The 16177-nt window shown below is 70.0% G+C and carries 14 protein-coding genes and 1 pseudogene; 8 read left to right on the forward strand and 7 right to left on the reverse strand.

Annotated elements, in window-relative coordinates; genetic code table 11:
* Window positions 1-283 precede the first annotated feature (283 nt).
* The gene (locus tag AB0M16_RS21705) at window positions 284-4585 is read left to right on the forward strand and encodes an FG-GAP-like repeat-containing protein (protein ID WP_365345254.1); all 4302 of its coding nucleotides are present in this window, start codon (window positions 284-286) and stop codon (window positions 4583-4585) included.
* A 242-nt stretch (window positions 4586-4827) separates the two neighbouring features.
* On the opposite strand, the gene AB0M16_RS21710 is transcribed toward AB0M16_RS21705, so the two are convergent.
* Together AB0M16_RS21710 and AB0M16_RS21715 are read right to left on the reverse strand one after the other, a co-directional pair.
* A complete protein-coding gene (locus AB0M16_RS21710) occupies window positions 4828-5796 on the reverse strand; it encodes a peptidase (protein ID WP_365345256.1) in 969 nt (322 codons plus the stop codon).
* A gap of 143 nt (window positions 5797-5939) precedes the next feature.
* Window positions 5940-6440, reverse strand: a complete 501-nt coding sequence (locus tag AB0M16_RS21715; RefSeq protein WP_365345258.1) for a GNAT family N-acetyltransferase — start codon at window positions 6438-6440, stop codon at window positions 5940-5942.
* Window positions 6441-6490: 50 nt separating this feature from the next.
* On the opposite strand from AB0M16_RS21715, the gene AB0M16_RS21720 reads away from it, so the two are divergent.
* Complete coding sequence (locus tag AB0M16_RS21720) at window positions 6491-7294, forward strand: exodeoxyribonuclease III (RefSeq protein ID WP_365345260.1); 804 nt, start codon at window positions 6491-6493, stop codon at window positions 7292-7294.
* A gap of 265 nt (window positions 7295-7559) precedes the next feature.
* Here AB0M16_RS21720 and AB0M16_RS21725 read toward each other — a convergent pair whose 3' ends face one another.
* A complete protein-coding gene (locus tag AB0M16_RS21725; protein ID WP_351188684.1) occupies window positions 7560-7754 on the reverse strand; it encodes a hypothetical protein in 195 nt (64 codons plus the stop codon).
* 117 nt (window positions 7755-7871) lie between these two features.
* Here AB0M16_RS21725 and AB0M16_RS21730 point away from each other — a divergent pair, with 117 nt between their 5' ends.
* Both AB0M16_RS21730 and AB0M16_RS21735 read left to right on the forward strand, forming a co-directional pair.
* Entirely contained in the window at window positions 7872-8612 is a 741-nt protein-coding gene (locus AB0M16_RS21730; RefSeq protein WP_365345263.1) for a helix-turn-helix transcriptional regulator, read from the forward strand.
* Window positions 8613-8617: 5 nt separating this feature from the next.
* Complete coding sequence (locus AB0M16_RS21735) at window positions 8618-9088, forward strand: NUDIX domain-containing protein (protein WP_351188688.1); 471 nt, start codon at window positions 8618-8620, stop codon at window positions 9086-9088.
* Between the two features lie 60 nt (window positions 9089-9148).
* Here AB0M16_RS21735 and AB0M16_RS21740 read toward each other — a convergent pair whose 3' ends face one another.
* The 4 genes and pseudogenes from AB0M16_RS21740 to AB0M16_RS21755 form a co-directional block, all read right to left on the reverse strand.
* Complete coding sequence (locus AB0M16_RS21740) at window positions 9149-9352, reverse strand: hypothetical protein (RefSeq protein WP_351188690.1); 204 nt, start codon at window positions 9350-9352, stop codon at window positions 9149-9151.
* A 361-nt stretch (window positions 9353-9713) separates the two neighbouring features.
* Window positions 9714-10763: a recombinase family protein gene (locus AB0M16_RS21745; protein WP_365345494.1), complete on the reverse strand. Its 1050-nt coding sequence runs from the start codon at window positions 10761-10763 to the stop codon at window positions 9714-9716.
* A pseudogene (locus AB0M16_RS21750) lies at window positions 10764-11165 on the reverse strand (recombinase family protein); the annotation flags it as partial.
* A 274-nt stretch (window positions 11166-11439) separates the two neighbouring features.
* Complete coding sequence (locus AB0M16_RS21755; protein ID WP_365345265.1) at window positions 11440-12054, reverse strand: MerR family transcriptional regulator; 615 nt, start codon at window positions 12052-12054, stop codon at window positions 11440-11442.
* Window positions 12055-12369: 315 nt separating this feature from the next.
* Here AB0M16_RS21755 and AB0M16_RS21760 point away from each other — a divergent pair, with 315 nt between their 5' ends.
* From AB0M16_RS21760 to AB0M16_RS21775, 4 genes are all read left to right on the forward strand, one after another.
* A complete protein-coding gene (locus AB0M16_RS21760) occupies window positions 12370-13893 on the forward strand; it encodes an NAD(P)/FAD-dependent oxidoreductase (RefSeq protein ID WP_365345267.1) in 1524 nt (507 codons plus the stop codon).
* Complete coding sequence (locus tag AB0M16_RS21765) at window positions 13890-14804, forward strand: alpha/beta fold hydrolase (RefSeq protein WP_365345269.1); 915 nt, start codon at window positions 13890-13892, stop codon at window positions 14802-14804. The genes AB0M16_RS21760 and AB0M16_RS21765 overlap by 4 nt, the downstream gene beginning before the upstream one ends.
* The gene (locus AB0M16_RS21770; RefSeq protein WP_365345271.1) at window positions 14801-15682 is read left to right on the forward strand and encodes an SDR family oxidoreductase; all 882 of its coding nucleotides are present in this window, start codon (window positions 14801-14803) and stop codon (window positions 15680-15682) included. Before AB0M16_RS21765 ends, AB0M16_RS21770 begins: the two co-directional genes overlap by 4 nt.
* Before the next feature lie 119 nt (window positions 15683-15801).
* Window positions 15802-15984 carry a hypothetical protein gene (locus AB0M16_RS21775; RefSeq protein WP_365345273.1) on the forward strand — a complete coding sequence of 61 codons (183 nt, stop codon included), beginning with the start codon at window positions 15802-15804 and terminating at the stop codon, window positions 15982-15984.
* The last annotated feature ends 193 nt before the right edge of the window (window positions 15985-16177 follow it).

Below are 16177 nucleotides of genomic sequence, written 5' to 3' on the forward strand. Positions count from 1 at the left end.
CTTGTAGGTGAAGGGGGCATCAAAGGGTTTTCATGGTAAAAGTGCGGCAAAATGCGTCAGGCGTCGGCGAGTTGGACCAAAGCTCAACTTCTGCTCAATAAAGCAAGAGTGACGGACCGTCGGTGTCAGGGTGAGGGGATAGAGTCCGGGACGTTTGCTGAAAATGGAGGGGGTAGGAGTGTCTGGAATAAGACCGCGCCACGACAGACCGGGAAAGCGGGGCCTGGTCGAGCGAGGAATTTCTTTCGCGCTCGTCGGAGCACTTTCCGCGACAGGTCTTCTCGTGCTGCCCGGAATGGCGGCTCCGGCCGCCGCCGTGGCCACCGACCCGGTCACCGACGGTTCGCAGAGCGAGGAGGACTACGCGCTCGAGCAGGCCGTGGCCACCGGTCAGCCCTACGAGCTGGTCTCGGCCCGCACCGAGGCCACGGACACCTGGGCACTGCCGGACGGGACCTGGTCCGTCAAGCGTTACGGCACTCCGGTGCGGATGATGAAGGACGGGGCCTGGGTGCCCACGGACGCCACCCTGGTCGTCACCACGGCGGGGACGGTCGTCCCCAGGGCGACCACCGTCGACGTGACGTTCTCGGGCGGCGGTACCGGTCCGCTCCTCACCGGCGTCAAGGGCGGTCGCACGCTCTCGCTGACCTGGCCCAAGCCGCTGCCCACCCCGACGCTGGCCGAGAACGTGGCGACCTACGCCGAGGTCCTGCCCGGCGTCGACCTGCAGCTCAAGGCGGAGGTCGAGGGCTTCTCCCAGCTGCTGGTCGTCAAGACCGCGGAGGCCGCCCAGAACCCCGAACTGGCCTCGCTGAAGTACAAGCTGGACACCGTCGGCCTGGACGTGAGCACCGACGCCGAGACCGGCAGCGTGAGCGCCGTGAACCCGGCCGGCCAGACCGTCTTCACCAGCCCGTCCCCGCTGATGTGGGACTCCACCTCGGCCACCAGCGGCGACGGCACCGCGGCGGCGGCGCGGACCGCGTTCAGCGCGACGGCCACCACCGAGGGCGAGACCCCGGCGCCGGCCGACGTCTTCGAGCCCGCACCGGGTGCGCAGGACGCGCAGATGCCCACGACGGTCACCGGGGACACCCTGGAGATCAAGCCGGACCAGGCGCTGCTGACCGGCGCCGACACGCAGTACCCGGTCTACATCGACCCCTCGTGGGCGTTCGGCGAGAAGCAGAACTGGACCCGGGTCTACAAGCAGTACCCGGACACGTCGTTCTGGAACACCAAGGACCCGATCCGGGTCGGCTACGAGGCCGAGACCGGCGGATCGAACCGCGTCTCCCGGTCGTTCGTGCAGCTCGACACCAGCGACACCCGGTACGCGCAGATCAAGAGCTCGGTCTTCCGCATCCGCAACACGTGGTCCTGGTCCTGCCAGAACCGTCCGGTGGAGCTGTGGCACACGGGCGCCATCTCCAAGAAGACCACCTGGAACCGACAGCCGGCCAAGGTCGCCCAGCTGGCGACCGTCAACGACGCCAAGGGCTGGAGCAAGGACTGCGCGGCGGGGAACCTCGAGTTCGACACGACCGCCAAGATGCGTGAGGCCGCCGCCAAGGGCTGGGCGAGCATCACCCTCGGCCTGTACGCCTCGGACGAGACCGACACCTTCGGCTGGAAGAAGTTCGACCCCAAGACCGCGGTCCTGGAGACGAAGTACAACAACCCGCCGAAGACCCCGACGAACCCGGGCACCAACCCGCGGACCTCGTGCACCTCGGGCGGCGTGATCGGCAACACCCGGGTCAGCGTGTACGCGACCTTCGACGACAAGGACGGCGGCAACCTCACCGCCGAGTTCCAGCTGTTCAAGGACGGCGCCGCCACGCCGACCAAGACGATGACCCTGCCGGCGAACAAGGGCAAGGTCACCACCTGGGTCGTCCCGGACGCCGATCTGCCGACCGGCAACTGGACCTGGAAGACGCGCACCAAGGACCAGGACAACGCCTACTCCGCCTGGTCCTCGACCTGCAAGTTCACCATCGACCGCACGCGGCCGAGCAGGCCGCCGGTGATCACCTCGGCGGACAACCTGTTCCCGAACGGTGAGAACGGCTGGCCCACGACGACCGGGCGGGCCCGCCAGACGGGCAAGTTCGCCTTCGCGGCCAACGGCGTCAACGACGTGGACCACTACGTCTGGTGGACCGACTACGACGCCGACCCCAGTGACGCCGAGCCCGGCGTTCCGGCGTCCGTGACCCCGCCCGGCTACGGCCCGCACTTCGTCTACGCGTACAGCGTGGACAAGGTCGGCAACCGCTCCGACACCGCCACGTACATCTACTACGCCACCCGCAAGGTGACGAAGGACCTGCCCGCCGACCTCAACGGTGACGACAACAGCGACATCTGGAACGTCGACTCCAACGGCACCCTGCTGACCTACGCGGGACAGGGCAACGGCACCTTCGCCGCGGCCACCAACGGCGGCCGGAGCTTCGCCGGGTCCGACGTCGAGACCCGCGGTGACTGGGGCAACGACGGGTACAACGACCTGGTCACCCTGGAGTACAACCAGGTCGACCAGAAGAAGAAGCTCTGGATCTACAAGAACAACGGTCGCGGGGTCATCGACGGCGGCGGCACGGAACTCACCGTCTCCTGCCCGGAGAAGAACGAGGAGCTGGCCTGCTTCGGCGGCGACGAGTGGACCGGTGACGACCACTGGCACAACGCCGAGCAGATCGTCACGCCCGGTGACATCAACGGTGACTCGGCCCCCGACCTGCTCGTCAAGCAGGGGACGTTCCTGTGGGCGTACTTCGGCAACACGGCCTCGAACCTGCTGGACATCGTGGGTGAGCCGGTGCTCGTCGGCGGCGGGGACTGGAACAAGTTCACCGTGATCGCCCCCGGCGACGTCAACGGTGACCGGATCGCCGACCTGTGGCTGCGCGACAACGCCACCGGTGACATCTGGCGCTCGTACGGCGCCAAGGGGGCCAACGGCCACCTCGACCCGACGACCTGGGGCAACACGGCGGGCCGCGTGAAGATCGCAACCGGCTACCCCGCCTCGTCGTACCCGGCCATCGGCTCCGTGGGCGACGTCAACCGCGACGGTCTCGCGGACCTGTGGGTCCGCAAGCCCGACAACACGATGGCCGGCTGGTACGGCAAGGTCCCGGGCGCGGACAACAAGTCCTTCGGCTCCTCGTTCGTCATCGACGGCATCGTCGGCGGCGCGCGGATCCCCACCGGCACCACGCTGGCCGCCGGGCAGTCGCTGACCTCGCGCTCGGCCAAGCTGACGATGCAGGACGACGGCAACCTCGTCGTCACCTCCCTCGCCGGCAAGGTGCTGTGGTCCTCCAAGACCGCGGGCAACGTCGGCGCCACCGCCCACATGCGCGGTGACGGCAACCTGGTCGTGCTGCCCGCAGGCGGCACCGTCCCGCTCTGGGAGACGAAGACCTCCGCCGCCGGCGGTTACGCGATGCTGCAGGACCGCGGTGACCTGGTGGTCTTCAACGTGAAGAGTCAGTCGCTGTGGTCGAACGGAAGCTCGATGCGCCACGACTACAACGCCGACGGCCGCAGCGACATGGCCGACTGGTACGACTACTCGGACGGCCACGACGCGATCCACGCCTTCTCGGCCAACTCGGACGGCACCTTCGCGGCGCCGACGACGCGCTGGACCATCGGGCCCGACCAGTACTGGGCCCCGAACATGAAGCGGCTGACCGGTGACTACAACGGCGACGGTGTCGGCGACGTCGCCGCCGTCTACGGCTACGCGGACGGTGCGGTGGCGCTGTTCACCTGGACCGGCAGGGGCGACGGCACGTTCAACGCCCCGTTCAAGTCCTGGAACGTCGCGCCGGGGCACTGGACCTTCTCCCGGATGACGCCGTACAGCGGCGACTTCAACGGCGACGGCCGTGACGACGTGGCCGTCTGGTACGACTACGCCGACCTGCACGACACGATCTGGACCTTCACCAGTGCCGTCAACGGCGGCTTCAACAACCCGGTGAGCTACTGGACCGCGGTCAACAGCTGGGAGCAGGCCCGGGCCAAGACCGTCACCGGAGACTTCAACGGTGACGGCCGTGACGACCTCGCCGCCTTCTACGGCTACTCGGACGGCAGCGAGAAGATCTGGACGTTCAGCGCCACGGCCGACGGCAAGTTCGTCCCGGCGGCCTCGTGGAACTCCACCTCGTGGGGCGAATGGTCCCGGACGACCCTGCACGCCGGTGACTTCAACGGTGACGGCCGGGACGACATGGCCGCCTGGTACGACTACGCGGACGGCCACGACGCGATCCACGTGTTCCCGAGCAGCGCCACCGGCACCTTCGCGTCGGTGTACGAGGCGTGGAGCGTGGGCGCCGGCAGCATGTGGCGGAACAACATGAAGATCGTCACCGGTGACTACAACGGTGACGGCCGCGACGACTTCGGTGCCTTCTACGGCTACGACGACGGCGGGGTCCGCATGTTCACCTGGACGGCGAAGACGGACGGCAAGCTCAATGTCCCCGTCGCCGGCTGGTACGCCGCACCCGGAAACTGGGCTCGGGACCGCGTCCAGTTCATGGAGCAGCAGAACTGAAGACGGTGAGTTCGGCCACCCGCTGAATGGGGGGTGACGGCGGCCCGGGACGCGACGCGTCCCGGGCCGCAACTCATTTTCCTGATCCCTGATCGCTGATCGCTGATTCCGGAGATCTCGGATCTGCCTCACATGCCGGATCGCCGTTCCCTGTCGCTCTCCCTGCCGGTGTTCCTCGCCATTTCCTTTTCGGCTCGGCGGGAAAGGTCAGGTGCGAGGGGGACGGATACGTGCTTCCGCGGTCAGGACGCCTGCGCCTTGTTGTAGAGGTTCTGGGCGTCCGTGCCGAAGTACGGGCCGAACATGCGGTTCGGCAGGAAGTTGTAGCCGAAGCTGTTCACCGAGGTCTGGAGGCCGGTGCCGGTGGCCTCGTTGAAGGAGGCGAACCACGGGCCGCCGCTGGAGCCGCCGGTCATGTTGCAGCCGAGCGAGTGGTCCTGGGAGAACAGGAAGTCCTTGGACGTGTTGCCCGCGCAGTAGATCAGCTTCGTGCCGTCGTAGGGGGAGGCGGCGGGGAAGCCGAAGGCGTACATCGGCTTGTTGTAGCCGCCGTTGAACTGGATGCCCTGGGCGCCGGTGACCGAGGTGAGGGTCTTGCCGTTCAGCGGGGCGACGACGGCCGCGCCGACGTCGTAGTTGATGTCCTCGCTCGCCTCCCACTGCGGGGTGGTGAGGGTCTTGGCGGCCGTCCACTGGCCGTAGGGCGCGTTGCCGTTGTCGTAGGCCGGGACGAAGACCCAGTTGGTGTGCCAGGCGCCCTGGTACTTCACGCAGTGGCCGGCGGTGATCACCGTGCTCGCGTTCTGGCTGGTGACCGCGTTGCCGGAGCAGGAGGCCGTGCGGCCCTGGAAGGTGAAGAAGACGCGGCCGGAGGTCTTCACGACCGCGCCGCCGCCCGTCCACGCGCCGCCCGCCTGCGGGAAGGCGGTCGGGGAGAGGGCCGCCGGGCCGCCCGTGGTCGGGCCGATCGTCGTCGGGGCGGCCGCGCGCGCGACCTGGCGCAGCGTGCCGGGGCTCGCGGTGAGGTCCAGCGGGGTGGCCGAACGCATGCGGTCCGGGGTCCAGAAGGCGGCCGTCCGGTCCTGCTGCGCTGCCGTGAACGAGTGGCCGGTGTTGCCGGCGGCCTGGGCCGCTCCCGTCGACGCGAGTCCGCCGGCGACGAGGGCGCCGAGGGACAGCAGGACGGCTGTGGCGAAGCGATGGCGTCTCACGCATGTCTCCTTCTGCCGAGGCAGGTGGGGGATGAGAACGGTGCGGATCGGCGTGCGTGGGCAGCGTGGCAGAACCCCCGAGATTTGTCAGGGGCGCGTCATCGCCATTCTTCGCGTGCGGGCCGCGTGGCGGCTCCGCGGGGTCAGTCGGTCTGCAGCGCCTTCGCGAAGCAGCGGCTGTTCGGGTAGTCCCGGTAATAGCCGAACTTCGCGCAGGGCTCGTAGCCGCTGGAGGCGTACAGGGCGATGGCCTCGGGCTGGGCCGTGCCCGTCTCCAGGACCATGCGCGTGCGACCCGCCGCCCGCGCGTCGGCCTCCAGCGCGGCGAGGATGCGGCGGGCGAGGCCCAGGCCGCGCGCCTCGGGGACGACGTACATGCGCTTCAGTTCGGCGTCGCCGTCGGAGTAGCCCTCGTCGTTGGCCTCCTGGCTGCGCCACCCGCCCGTCGCGACCGGATGGCCCGCGGGGTCGTAGGCGATCAGGTAGAGGCCCTGCGGCGGGGCGAACATCGACGGGTCGAGCGGAGTGAGATCGCCCTCACCGTCACCGTCGTCGTCCGCGTAGCGCACGGCGTACTCCTGCTGCACGGCGTCGTTGAGCTTCACCGCGTCAGGGTGATCGAAGAAGGAAGGGCGGATATCCATGCGATGTATCGTACATGTATGCGGAGCTCGGGGGTCGGTATTCTCCCGGGATGCTCACTGTGACGTCCGTGAATGTCAATGGTCTCCGAGCCGCCGCCAAGAAGGGCTTCGTCGCGTGGCTGGCCGGGACCTCCGCCGATGTGGTCTGCCTCCAGGAGGTGCGCGCCGAGGAGGCGCAGCTGCCCGCCGAGGTACGGGCCCCCGAGGGCTGGTTCACCGCCCACGCACCCGCCGCCGCCAAGGGGCGCGCCGGAGTGTCCCTCTACACGCGGCGCGAGCCCGACGCCGTACGCGTCGGCTTCGGGGTCGAGGAGTTCGACGGCAGCGGCCGGTACCTCGAGGCCGACCTGCCCGGCGTCACCGTCGCGAGCCTCTACCTTCCCTCGGGCGAGGTCGGCACCGAGCGCCAGGACGAGAAGATCCGCTTCATGGACGCCTTCCTGCCGTACCTGAAGGAGCTCAAGGAGCGCGCCGCCGCCGACGGCCGCGAGGTCGTCGTCTGCGGCGACTGGAACATCGCCCACCGCGAGGCCGACCTCAAGAACTGGAGGGCCAACCAGAAGAACGCCGGCTTCCTCCCCGAGGAGCGGGAGTGGCTGACCCGGGTCCTGGCCGAGGGGGACGGCGGATACGTGGACGTCGTCCGCGCCCTCCACCCCGAGCAGGAGGGCCCCTACTCCTGGTGGTCCTACCGGGGCCGCGCCTTCGACAACGACACCGGCTGGCGGATTGACCTGATCGTCAGTTCGCCTCGCTTGGCCGAGCGCTGCGTGAAGGCGTACGTGGAGCGGGCGGCGAGCCACGCGGAGCGGTGGAGTGACCACGCGCCTGTGACCGCCGTGTTCGACGTGTAGGGACCGGCTGCGGAAAGCCCCGCCCGGCTGTCTTGCTCGCCGTCGCCGGACGGGGCCGCATGGGGGCGCTAAACGCGGTTCACGCTTTCTGGCGGGGCCAGCCATTCACGGCCCCCGCCTTCGGGGTGTAAGAACGCCGTAGGGCGCTTCTGGCGCTCGCTCGGGAGCTGGGCGGGGTCCTCGTAGTCCAGAATCACGTCCCGCAGGACGCCGACCCGTCCCGCGCGGTCTTTCACACGCTGCCCGATGTCCGCCGAGGTGACCATCAGTGCCCCTCGGGGTGGCGCCGCATGAAGATGTTGCAGTCGCTGACGGTCGACCCGTCGCCCACGACGCGAGCACGACCCCGTACGGCAGCCAGTTCAGCGCAACCCGCGCACCCCTCGGCGGGGTCGGGCTCCCGCTCCAGGTCCAGCGGCAGTTCGATCGGCGGGGTGCTGTAGCGCGTGGGCTCGCTCATGGCGCGATCGTCGCGCCGGTCGTCAGGACGGGGGAACCTCGTACGTTTCCCACTTCGGGACGTCCCGTCGCGTGTAGAACGTCCCTCAGGATGTCCGGGAGTCGAGGGGGCGCACGTATGCAGAACGAGCGACTTCGAGCCGTCATGGAGGCCGGCGGTTGGACGCACGCCGCTCTGGCCGACGTCACGGGCGTCGACCCCAAGTCCGTGGAACGGTGGGTCAACCTCGGGCGCACTCCGCGCCGGGCAACTGCACTGGCGGCAGCGGAAGCGCTCGGAGAGGACGTGCATGCCCTGTGGCCGGCACTCCGGCAGGCGCGTGCCGCATGCGCCGTGAGCCCCGAACTCGTCGCCTTGTACGGACAACGGGCGGATTTTCCCGTGTCGGTCTTCGTCGATCTCTTCTCCCAGGCACGGCAGCGAATCGACGTGCTGGTGTACGCGGCCGTCTTCCTGCACGAGGCGTACCCCCGCCTCAATGACCTCCTGTGTGAACGGGCCGACGACGGATGCGCGGTCCGCATCGCGGTGGGTGACGCCGACGACCCCAACGTCCAGCAGCGCGGACGGGAAGAGAAGTTCGGCCACGGTATCGAATCCCGCTGCCGACTCGCGCTCCTGCACTATCGGCCCCTCGCGGACGTACCGGGCATCGAGCTGCGCACCCACGGAACGACCCTCTACAACAGCCTGTACCGCGCCGACGATCAGATGCTGGTCAACGGACACGTGTGGGGCGTCAACGCCTACGGCGCGCCCGTGTGGCACCTCCGGCGCCACGGCGACGGGGGCATGTTCGACACCTACGCAGGGAGCTTCGACGCCGTATGGGAAACGGCCCACCGCGTGGAAGGCTGAGCACCGTGGCCCGAACCGAGTACTACGACGATCCGAACGCCCCCCGGCCGAACAGCCTGGTCGTGGCAGCCTCTGCCGTCGTCACCGATGGGGAGGGCCGCGTACTCCTCCAGCGGCGCCGGGACAACGACTTGTGGGCGCTCCCGGGCGGAGCCATGGACATGGGCGACTCCCTGCCCGGCACGGCCGTGCGAGAGGTCAAGGAGGAGACCGGTCTGGACGTCGAGATCACGGGACTCGTCGGCACGTACACGGACCCCCGTCATGTGATCGCGTACAGCGACGGAGAGGTGCGCCGACAGTTCAACGTCTGCTTCATTGCCCGGGTCGTCGGCGGCGCCCTGGCCATCTCCGACGAGAGCACGGAGCTCCGCTTCGTGGCGCCGGAAGAACTCGACTCGCTTCCCATGCACCACACGCAGCGGCTGCGCATCCGGCACTTCCTGGAGCACCGCGTCGCCCCGTACCTGGGATAGGGCCACCGGTCGCGGTGGCGTCACTGCCCCAGCCGACTACGTGCACCGGCCAGCAGTTCATCAGGAGTAGAAGCCCTGGCCGTAGTCCTCCCGCCTCAGAGTGAAGTCGTCCGGACGATCACGACGAAGCTTCTCGTATCGCTGCGCGAAGATGTCGATCGCCTCGTGAAGCGTGCAGCCCGACGCTTCGCGGATCGCCATGAGCGCGGAGATGATCCGCTGCTCCAGGATGTCGCGGTCTACGGCCTCGGGCAGATGTTCCATGGGGCCGCGAGCCTACCCGGCATGGATGACCGACTTCTGTGGCACAGGACAACGCCCCACAGAAGCACCCTGATCAGCCACGCGATAGTTTCCCCTCCCACACGTGCTGGTCGATGGCGGAAGGGGGGCACCGCCCACCCCTTCCGCGCAAGCGGACGTGGTTGCGGGTCTCGTCGCCCCACTCCCACGCGAGCACACTGCGCGCTGCTCCCCGCTCGGCGGCGCGGGGCTGCGATGGCGGAGTGACGAATGGAGCCCCTGATCTGTTTTTCTCGTACTTTTCTATGTGCAATCAAAAAAGTAGGGAGAACCGTCACTCCGTCATCGCTCTGCCTCTGTGAGCGGGAGCCGCGAGCGGTGCTCAGGCTGTCTGCCGCTGCTTTTCTCTCGGCCGGGGAAAGTCGATCGACAGGCGCTCCAGTGCGCGGCGCTTCATGTCCACCGGGCGCCCCCCGCGCTGGCCCTTCGCGCACTCCAGGCGGGTCCCGGTGTCGAGCAGCATGAACCGCCGTTCCCGGGCGTCGGCGATCCTCCAGTAGTCGGCGTAGGTCTTCCCCGTGGGAACCAGTTCCGTGCGTTCCTTCTGCACCGGAGTCGCTTCGAGGACCTCGGCGCGGCCCTCCAGCGCGTCCACCTGCTCCTGCCAGATGGCGAGGCCGACGCGTGATCGCCTGGATTCGCGAACGGCGTACAGCTCACGGAGCTCGGTGGTGATCTCCTCCAGTTCGGGGCGGGGGTCGTAGCCGGGGTACGTCACCTGCTCCAGTACGGGGAAGCCTCCCCACTCCTTCAGGAACTCCCGCTCCGCGTACTCCTCCACCCAGTCGGTCTTGATGGCTGCCGGAGCCTCGCAGGGGAGTCCCTTGGTGCGGGTCCGGCATACGTAGACCGAGTAGCCGTGTGCGGGGACCCGGTACATGCGGCCCTTGCAGGAGGCGCAGTGCAGAACACCGAGCAGGAGCGCGCCCGTGTCCTTGCGGGTCCCGGCTGCCCCTTTGGGGCGCTCACCAAGGGCAGCCTTGATCTCCTCGAACCGGTCTCGCGTCAGAACCGGGTCGGCGGTGATGCTCACCGGCAGGCCGTTGCGGTCCCGGACGACGGAGCCCGCGTAGGTCTGGTGGCCGAGGAGCGACGGGGACAGAAGGACACGCTTGACGGTCTGGCCGACCCACTTGCGCCCCTTCGGAGTCCGCCCCTGCCGAACGTCGTTCCAGTCGCGAGGCGTCAGGATGCCCTCGCTGTTCAGATGGAACGCGATGGCGTTCGGGGCGCTGCCGTCCAGCAGCATCCGGATCATCGTCTCGATGGCTTCGACGCGCTGCGGGTCCCGGGCCAAGGTCCACCCCTCGCCTGCCGGACGCTGCACGGGCATGTATCCGTATGGAGGGAGCCCTCCGGAGTACCGCCCCATGGCCCGAAGCGCCGCATTGGCGCTCGTGACGCGCTCCTTGATGGCCTGGCTCTCCATCTGCGCGGCGAAGGCCAGCAGCATGATGATCAATTCGGACATGATCGAAGTCATGTCCAGCTCCAGTGAGCTGCCTCCCGGGCCCTCCGCGAAGACCAGCCGCTTGCCGTGGCGCTTCGCCCAGCGCGTCAGCTCGGCCATGTCGCCCATGGAGCGGACGGCGCGGTCCAGACGCCACCAGATGATCACGTCGAAGTCGTCGGGCCTGGCCAACCAGTCGCCCAGTTCCGGCCGTTCGAACGGGGTCGTCCTGGTGGCGGAGACGTCCAGATCCTCCGCGTAGCCGACGACCTCGGCGCCAAGTCGTCTGGCCTCCGCCTGACCGGCTTCCCGCTGGCGCTTCGGCGATGTCGACTTGGTCGCTCCAGCGCTCGGCGTGCGTGGCGGCCCGCTCGACGTACGCCTCCGCCGACCAGCGCGTCGAGAGCCCTACAGCTCGTAGACGGCCGTCACCGGCGCACGTCTGGACGGCGGGGCTCGGTCGGCGGGGCCTCGGTGGCTGGGCCGGTTCGGCGGGGCCCTGGTGGCGGAGCCTGTTCGCGGGGGTCCGGGCGGCGCGGCGGGTCCTGGCCGGCGGGGCCCGGGCGGCGGCCGCCGGTGCCGGCTCGGGCTCCGGCCCTCAGGGGTGCAATCTGCGGTCGAGGGCCAGTGACAGTTCCGCCTCGACCACGCTCTTGGCCAGCGGGCGCAAGCGCTGGAGGTCCTTCTCCTGCGTGTACGTGCCCAGGAGCTCCGTGAAGAGCTCCGCGAGCGCCTCGGCGTGCTCGCGCACCCGGCCGCCCGCTTCCAGGACGGCGGCCAGCGGGACGCCCTCGCGGACGAGGGCGGAGGAGACGTCGAGCAGGCGGCGGCTGACGTGGACGATGTCCTCGCCGTCCGTGGCGAGGTAGCCGAGGTCGAGGGCGGCGGCCAGGTTCTCGGGGGTGACCTCGCCGGCGAAGTGGTCGGCGAGCTCCTCCGGGGTCAGGCGGACCGGCTCCTCCTCGGTGGGGGTGCCGAGTTCGAGGACCTCGCCGACGTTGCGTCCGGACTCGAAGGCGGCCGTCAGGTCGGCTATGCCGTTGAGGGTGTGGCCGCGTTCGAGGAGGGCGGCGATGGTGCGCAGCCGGGCCAGGTGGCGCTCGTCGTACCAGGCGATGCGGCCCTCGCGGCGGGGTGGCGGGATGAGCCCGCGCTCGCGGTAGAAACGCAGGGTCCGTACGGTGATGCCGGCTGCGGCGGCCAGGTCGGCCATGCGGTACTCGTGCGGGGCTCCGTGCGGCTCCTCGGGGCTTGTCGCTCCCTCGGGACGTGGCCTCTCCTCGGCGCTTGTCGCCCCATCGGGCCGTTTCGTCTCCCCGGGCCGTGTCGCTCCCTCGGTGCCCGTCGTCTCCGTGGGCTCCGCCGTCTCCGCCTGCGCTCCCGATCGTTCTGCCACGCCCGCCAGCCTATGTTGTACCGCCGGTAACTTTCCCCGGCCGACCCCTACCGCTCGGTATGCCGCTGCTCTACAGTCCCGATTGTGCCAGTGATTGCTGGCGGAATTTTGGCCAGGCGCACGGGAGGCGGCATGGCGAAGCACGAGCACGTACGCGTGGCGGTGATCGGATCGGGGTTCGGCGGACTCGGAGCGGCCGTCCGGCTGCGCCGTGAGGGGATCACCGACTTCGTCGTCCTGGAGCGGGCCGACGCCGTGGGCGGTACCTGGCGGGACAACAGCTACCCCGGCTGCGCCTGCGACGTCCCGTCCCACCTCTACTCCTTCTCCTTCGCGCCCAACCCGGACTGGCCGCGCACCTTCTCGGGGCAGCGCCACATCCGCGCGTACCTGGAGCACGTCACCGACACGTTCGGGATCCGGCCGCACCTGCGCCTGGGCCACGAGGTCACGAAGATGACCTGGAACGAGGACGAGCTGCACTGGGACATCGAGACGGGCCGCGGCTCCTTCTCCGCCGACGTCGTCGTCTCCGCCACCGGGCCGCTGTCCGACCCGAAGATCCCCGACATCCCGGGGCTCGCCGACTTCACCGGCAAGGTCTTCCACTCCGCCCGCTGGGACCACGACTACGACCTCACCGGCAAGCGCGTCGCCATGGTCGGCACCGGCGCCTCCGCCATCCAGATCGTCCCGTCCGTCCAGCCGAAGGTCGGGAAGCTCACCCTCTTCCAGCGCACGCCCCCGTGGGTCATGCCCCGCGTGGACCGGGCCATCAGCGGCCCCGAGCGCTGGCTGCACCGCCAACTGCCGTTCACCGCGACCGCCCGCCGCGGCCTGCTGTGGGCCGTCCGCGAGCTCCAGGTCAGCGCCTTCACCAAGCGGCCCAACGAGCTCGGCCTGGTCGAGCGGCTCGCCAAGGCCAACATCGCGCGGTCGATCAAGGACCCGGTGCTGCGGGCCAAGCTGACCCCCTCGTACCGCCTCGGCTGCAAGCGCATCCTGCTGTCGAACGCCTACTACCCGGCGCTCGCGCAGCCCAACGTGGACGTCGTCGCCTCCGGCCTCAAGGAGGTCCGGGGGAACGTCGTGGTCGCCGCCGACGGGACCGAGACCGAGGTCGACGCGATCATCTTCGGCACCGGCTTCCACGTCACCGACATGCCGATCGCGGACCGCGTCGTCGGCACCGACGGACGCACGCTCGCCGACCACTGGAAGGGCGGCATGGAGGCGCTGCGCGGCGCCACCGCCGCCGGCTTCCCCAACTGGATGACGATCATCGGCCCCAACACGGGCCTCGGGAACTCCTCGATGATCCTGATGATCGAGTCCCAGCTGAACTACATGGCCGACTACCTGCGCCAGCTCGACGTCCTCGGAGGGCGCTCCGCCCTCGCCGCCCGGCCCTCCGCCGTCGGCGCCTGGAACCGGCGGGTGCAGTCCCGGATGGAGCGGACCGTGTGGAAGGCGGGCGGCTGCGAGAGCTGGTACCTCGACGCCAACGGCCGCAACACCACCCTGTGGCCGGGCACGACCGGGGAGTTCCGGCGCGAGACGCGGACCGTGGACCTCTCCGAGTACGAGGTGCTGCGCGCACCCGCGAAGCCCTCGGCCACCCGTCGCAGCTCCCGCAAGAAGGAGGCCGTCCAGTGAACGCGCTGAAGGCGACCTCGGCCGACGGTTCCCGCCTCCACGTCGAGGTGCACGGCCGGGCCGACGCGCCCGCCGTCGTCCTGGCCCACGGCTGGACCTGCTCCACACGCTTCTGGGACGCGCAGATACGGGACCTCGCCGCCGATCACAAGGTCATCGCCTACGACCAGCGCGGCCACGGCGACTCCCCGGTACCGGCCGCCGGCGGCAAGGGCTACTCCACCGAGGCGCTCGCCGACGACCTGGAGGCCGTGCTCGCGGCCACCCTCGGCCCCGGTGAGCGGGCCGTGCTGGCCGGGCACTCCATGGGAGGCATGACCCTGATGGCGGCGGCCCGCCGCCCCGCCTTCCGACAGCACGCCGCCGCCGCGCTGCTCTGCTCGACCGGGCCGGCGCGCCTCACGGCCGAGGCCCTCGTCGTGCCGCTGCGGCCGGGCCGGCTGCGGACCCGTCTGACCCGCTCCGTCCTCGGCTCGAAGGCGCCGCTCGGACCGGTCACTCCCGTCTCGAAGAGGCTCCTCAGGTACGGGACGATGGGGCCGGGGGCCGCGCCCGACCGGGTCGACGCCTGCGCGCGGATCGTGCAGGCCTGCCCGCGCGGCGCCCGGTACGGCTGGTCGCAGGTCCTCGCGGGTCTCGACCTGGAGTCGGAGGTGCGGGAGTTGCGGCTGCCCGTCGCCGTGCTCGTCGGCGACGTCGACCGGCTCACCCCACCCGTCCACTCGCGCGCCATGGCGGCCGCCCTGCCGCACTGCACGGGCCTGGTCGAACTGGCCGGCGCGGGGCACATGACGCCGGTGGAGGCCCCCGAGGCCGTCACCGCGCAGATCCGCGAACTGACGCTCACGTACCTGGGCGTGACGGAGCAGGCCGTGGCGGAGCAGGCTGTGAAGGAGGAGGCAGAGGCATGAGCAGGGTGAGCCTGGAAGGACAGGTGGCGGTCGTCACCGGAGGAGCCCGCGGCGTCGGCGAACTCCTCGCCCGCAAACTCTCCGCGCGCGGTGCGAAGATCGCGCTCGTCGGCCTGGAGCCCGAGCTCCTCAAGGAGGTCGCGGGCAGGCTCCACACCGAGGCGGACTGGTGGCACGCGGACGTGACCGACCACGAGGCCATGGCCAAGGTCGCGGCCGAGGTGAAGGAGCGGTTCGGCAAGGTCGACATCGTGGTCGCCAACGCCGGTGTGGCGGCGGGCGGTCCGTTCGTCGACTCCGACCCGGTCGCCTGGCGGCGGGTCATCGAGGTCAACCTGATCGGCGGCGCCGTGACGGCCCGGGCGTTCCTGCCCGTCCTCATGGAGTCCCGCGGCTACTTCCTGCAGATCGCCTCGCTCGCCGCGATGACCCCGGCGCCGATGATGACCGCGTACTGCGCCTCCAAGTCCGGGGTGGAGGCCTTCGCGCACAGCCTGCGCGCCGAGGTCGCCCACAAGGGCGTCAGGGTCGGCGTCGGCTACCTGTCCTGGACCGACACCGACATGGTGCGGGGCGCCGACCAGGACGACGTGATGCGCGAGCTGCGCTCCCGGCTGCCGTGGCCGTCGAACCGCACGTACCCGCTCGGCCCGGCCGTCGACCGCATCGTCGCGGGCATCGAGCGCCGCTCGGCCCATGTGTACGCCCAGTGGTGGCTGCGCGGGATGCAGTCGAGCCGCGGATACCTGCCGGGGATCATCGCCACCGTCGGCCGGCGGGAGATGAAGCGTTTCGAGCCGCGGCTGGCGTCGGTGTCCAAGGGGCTGGTCGGCGCGGGCGGCGCGGCGGACGAGCACGCCCGCGCGGAGTCCCTCTGACCGCCGTGACTGTCCGTATCTGATCGAAATGCGCTGGATGTCCTGGCGTGTCAGTCTGGTCGAGGCCCAGGGGCGACCGACGCCCCGTTCCCCTCACACCCGTCTAGGAGTGAACCTTCATGGGCATCAAGGACCAGTTCCAGGACAAGGCGCAGGAGCTCTCCGAGCGCGCGAAGCGGCCGATGGGCAACGCGAAGGACGAGGCGTCCGAGCGTGCCTCGCAGGCGAAGGGCCGTTCGCAGCAGCCCCACGAGCGCAGGGACGAGGCAGAGGACCGCTTCGACGCGGACTACGACGCCTGACGCCGTCCTGTGAGGAAGGCGCACCCGGGACGCCGGGTGCGCCTTCGCGCGTCGGCGGGACCTTCTGTTCCCGAGCCTTCGCCCGGATCCTCTTCCGCCCGCAGTCTTTCCGCCCGCGTGCCCCTTCAGCCCCGCGTGCCCCTTCAGCCCCGCGAGCCCCCGCCCGCCGTGCGCTTTCCCCTTGCGCGCGGCC

It is taken from the genome of Streptomyces sp. NPDC051921 (assembly GCF_040680975.1).
Lineage (GTDB): Bacteria > Actinomycetota > Actinomycetes > Streptomycetales > Streptomycetaceae > Streptomyces.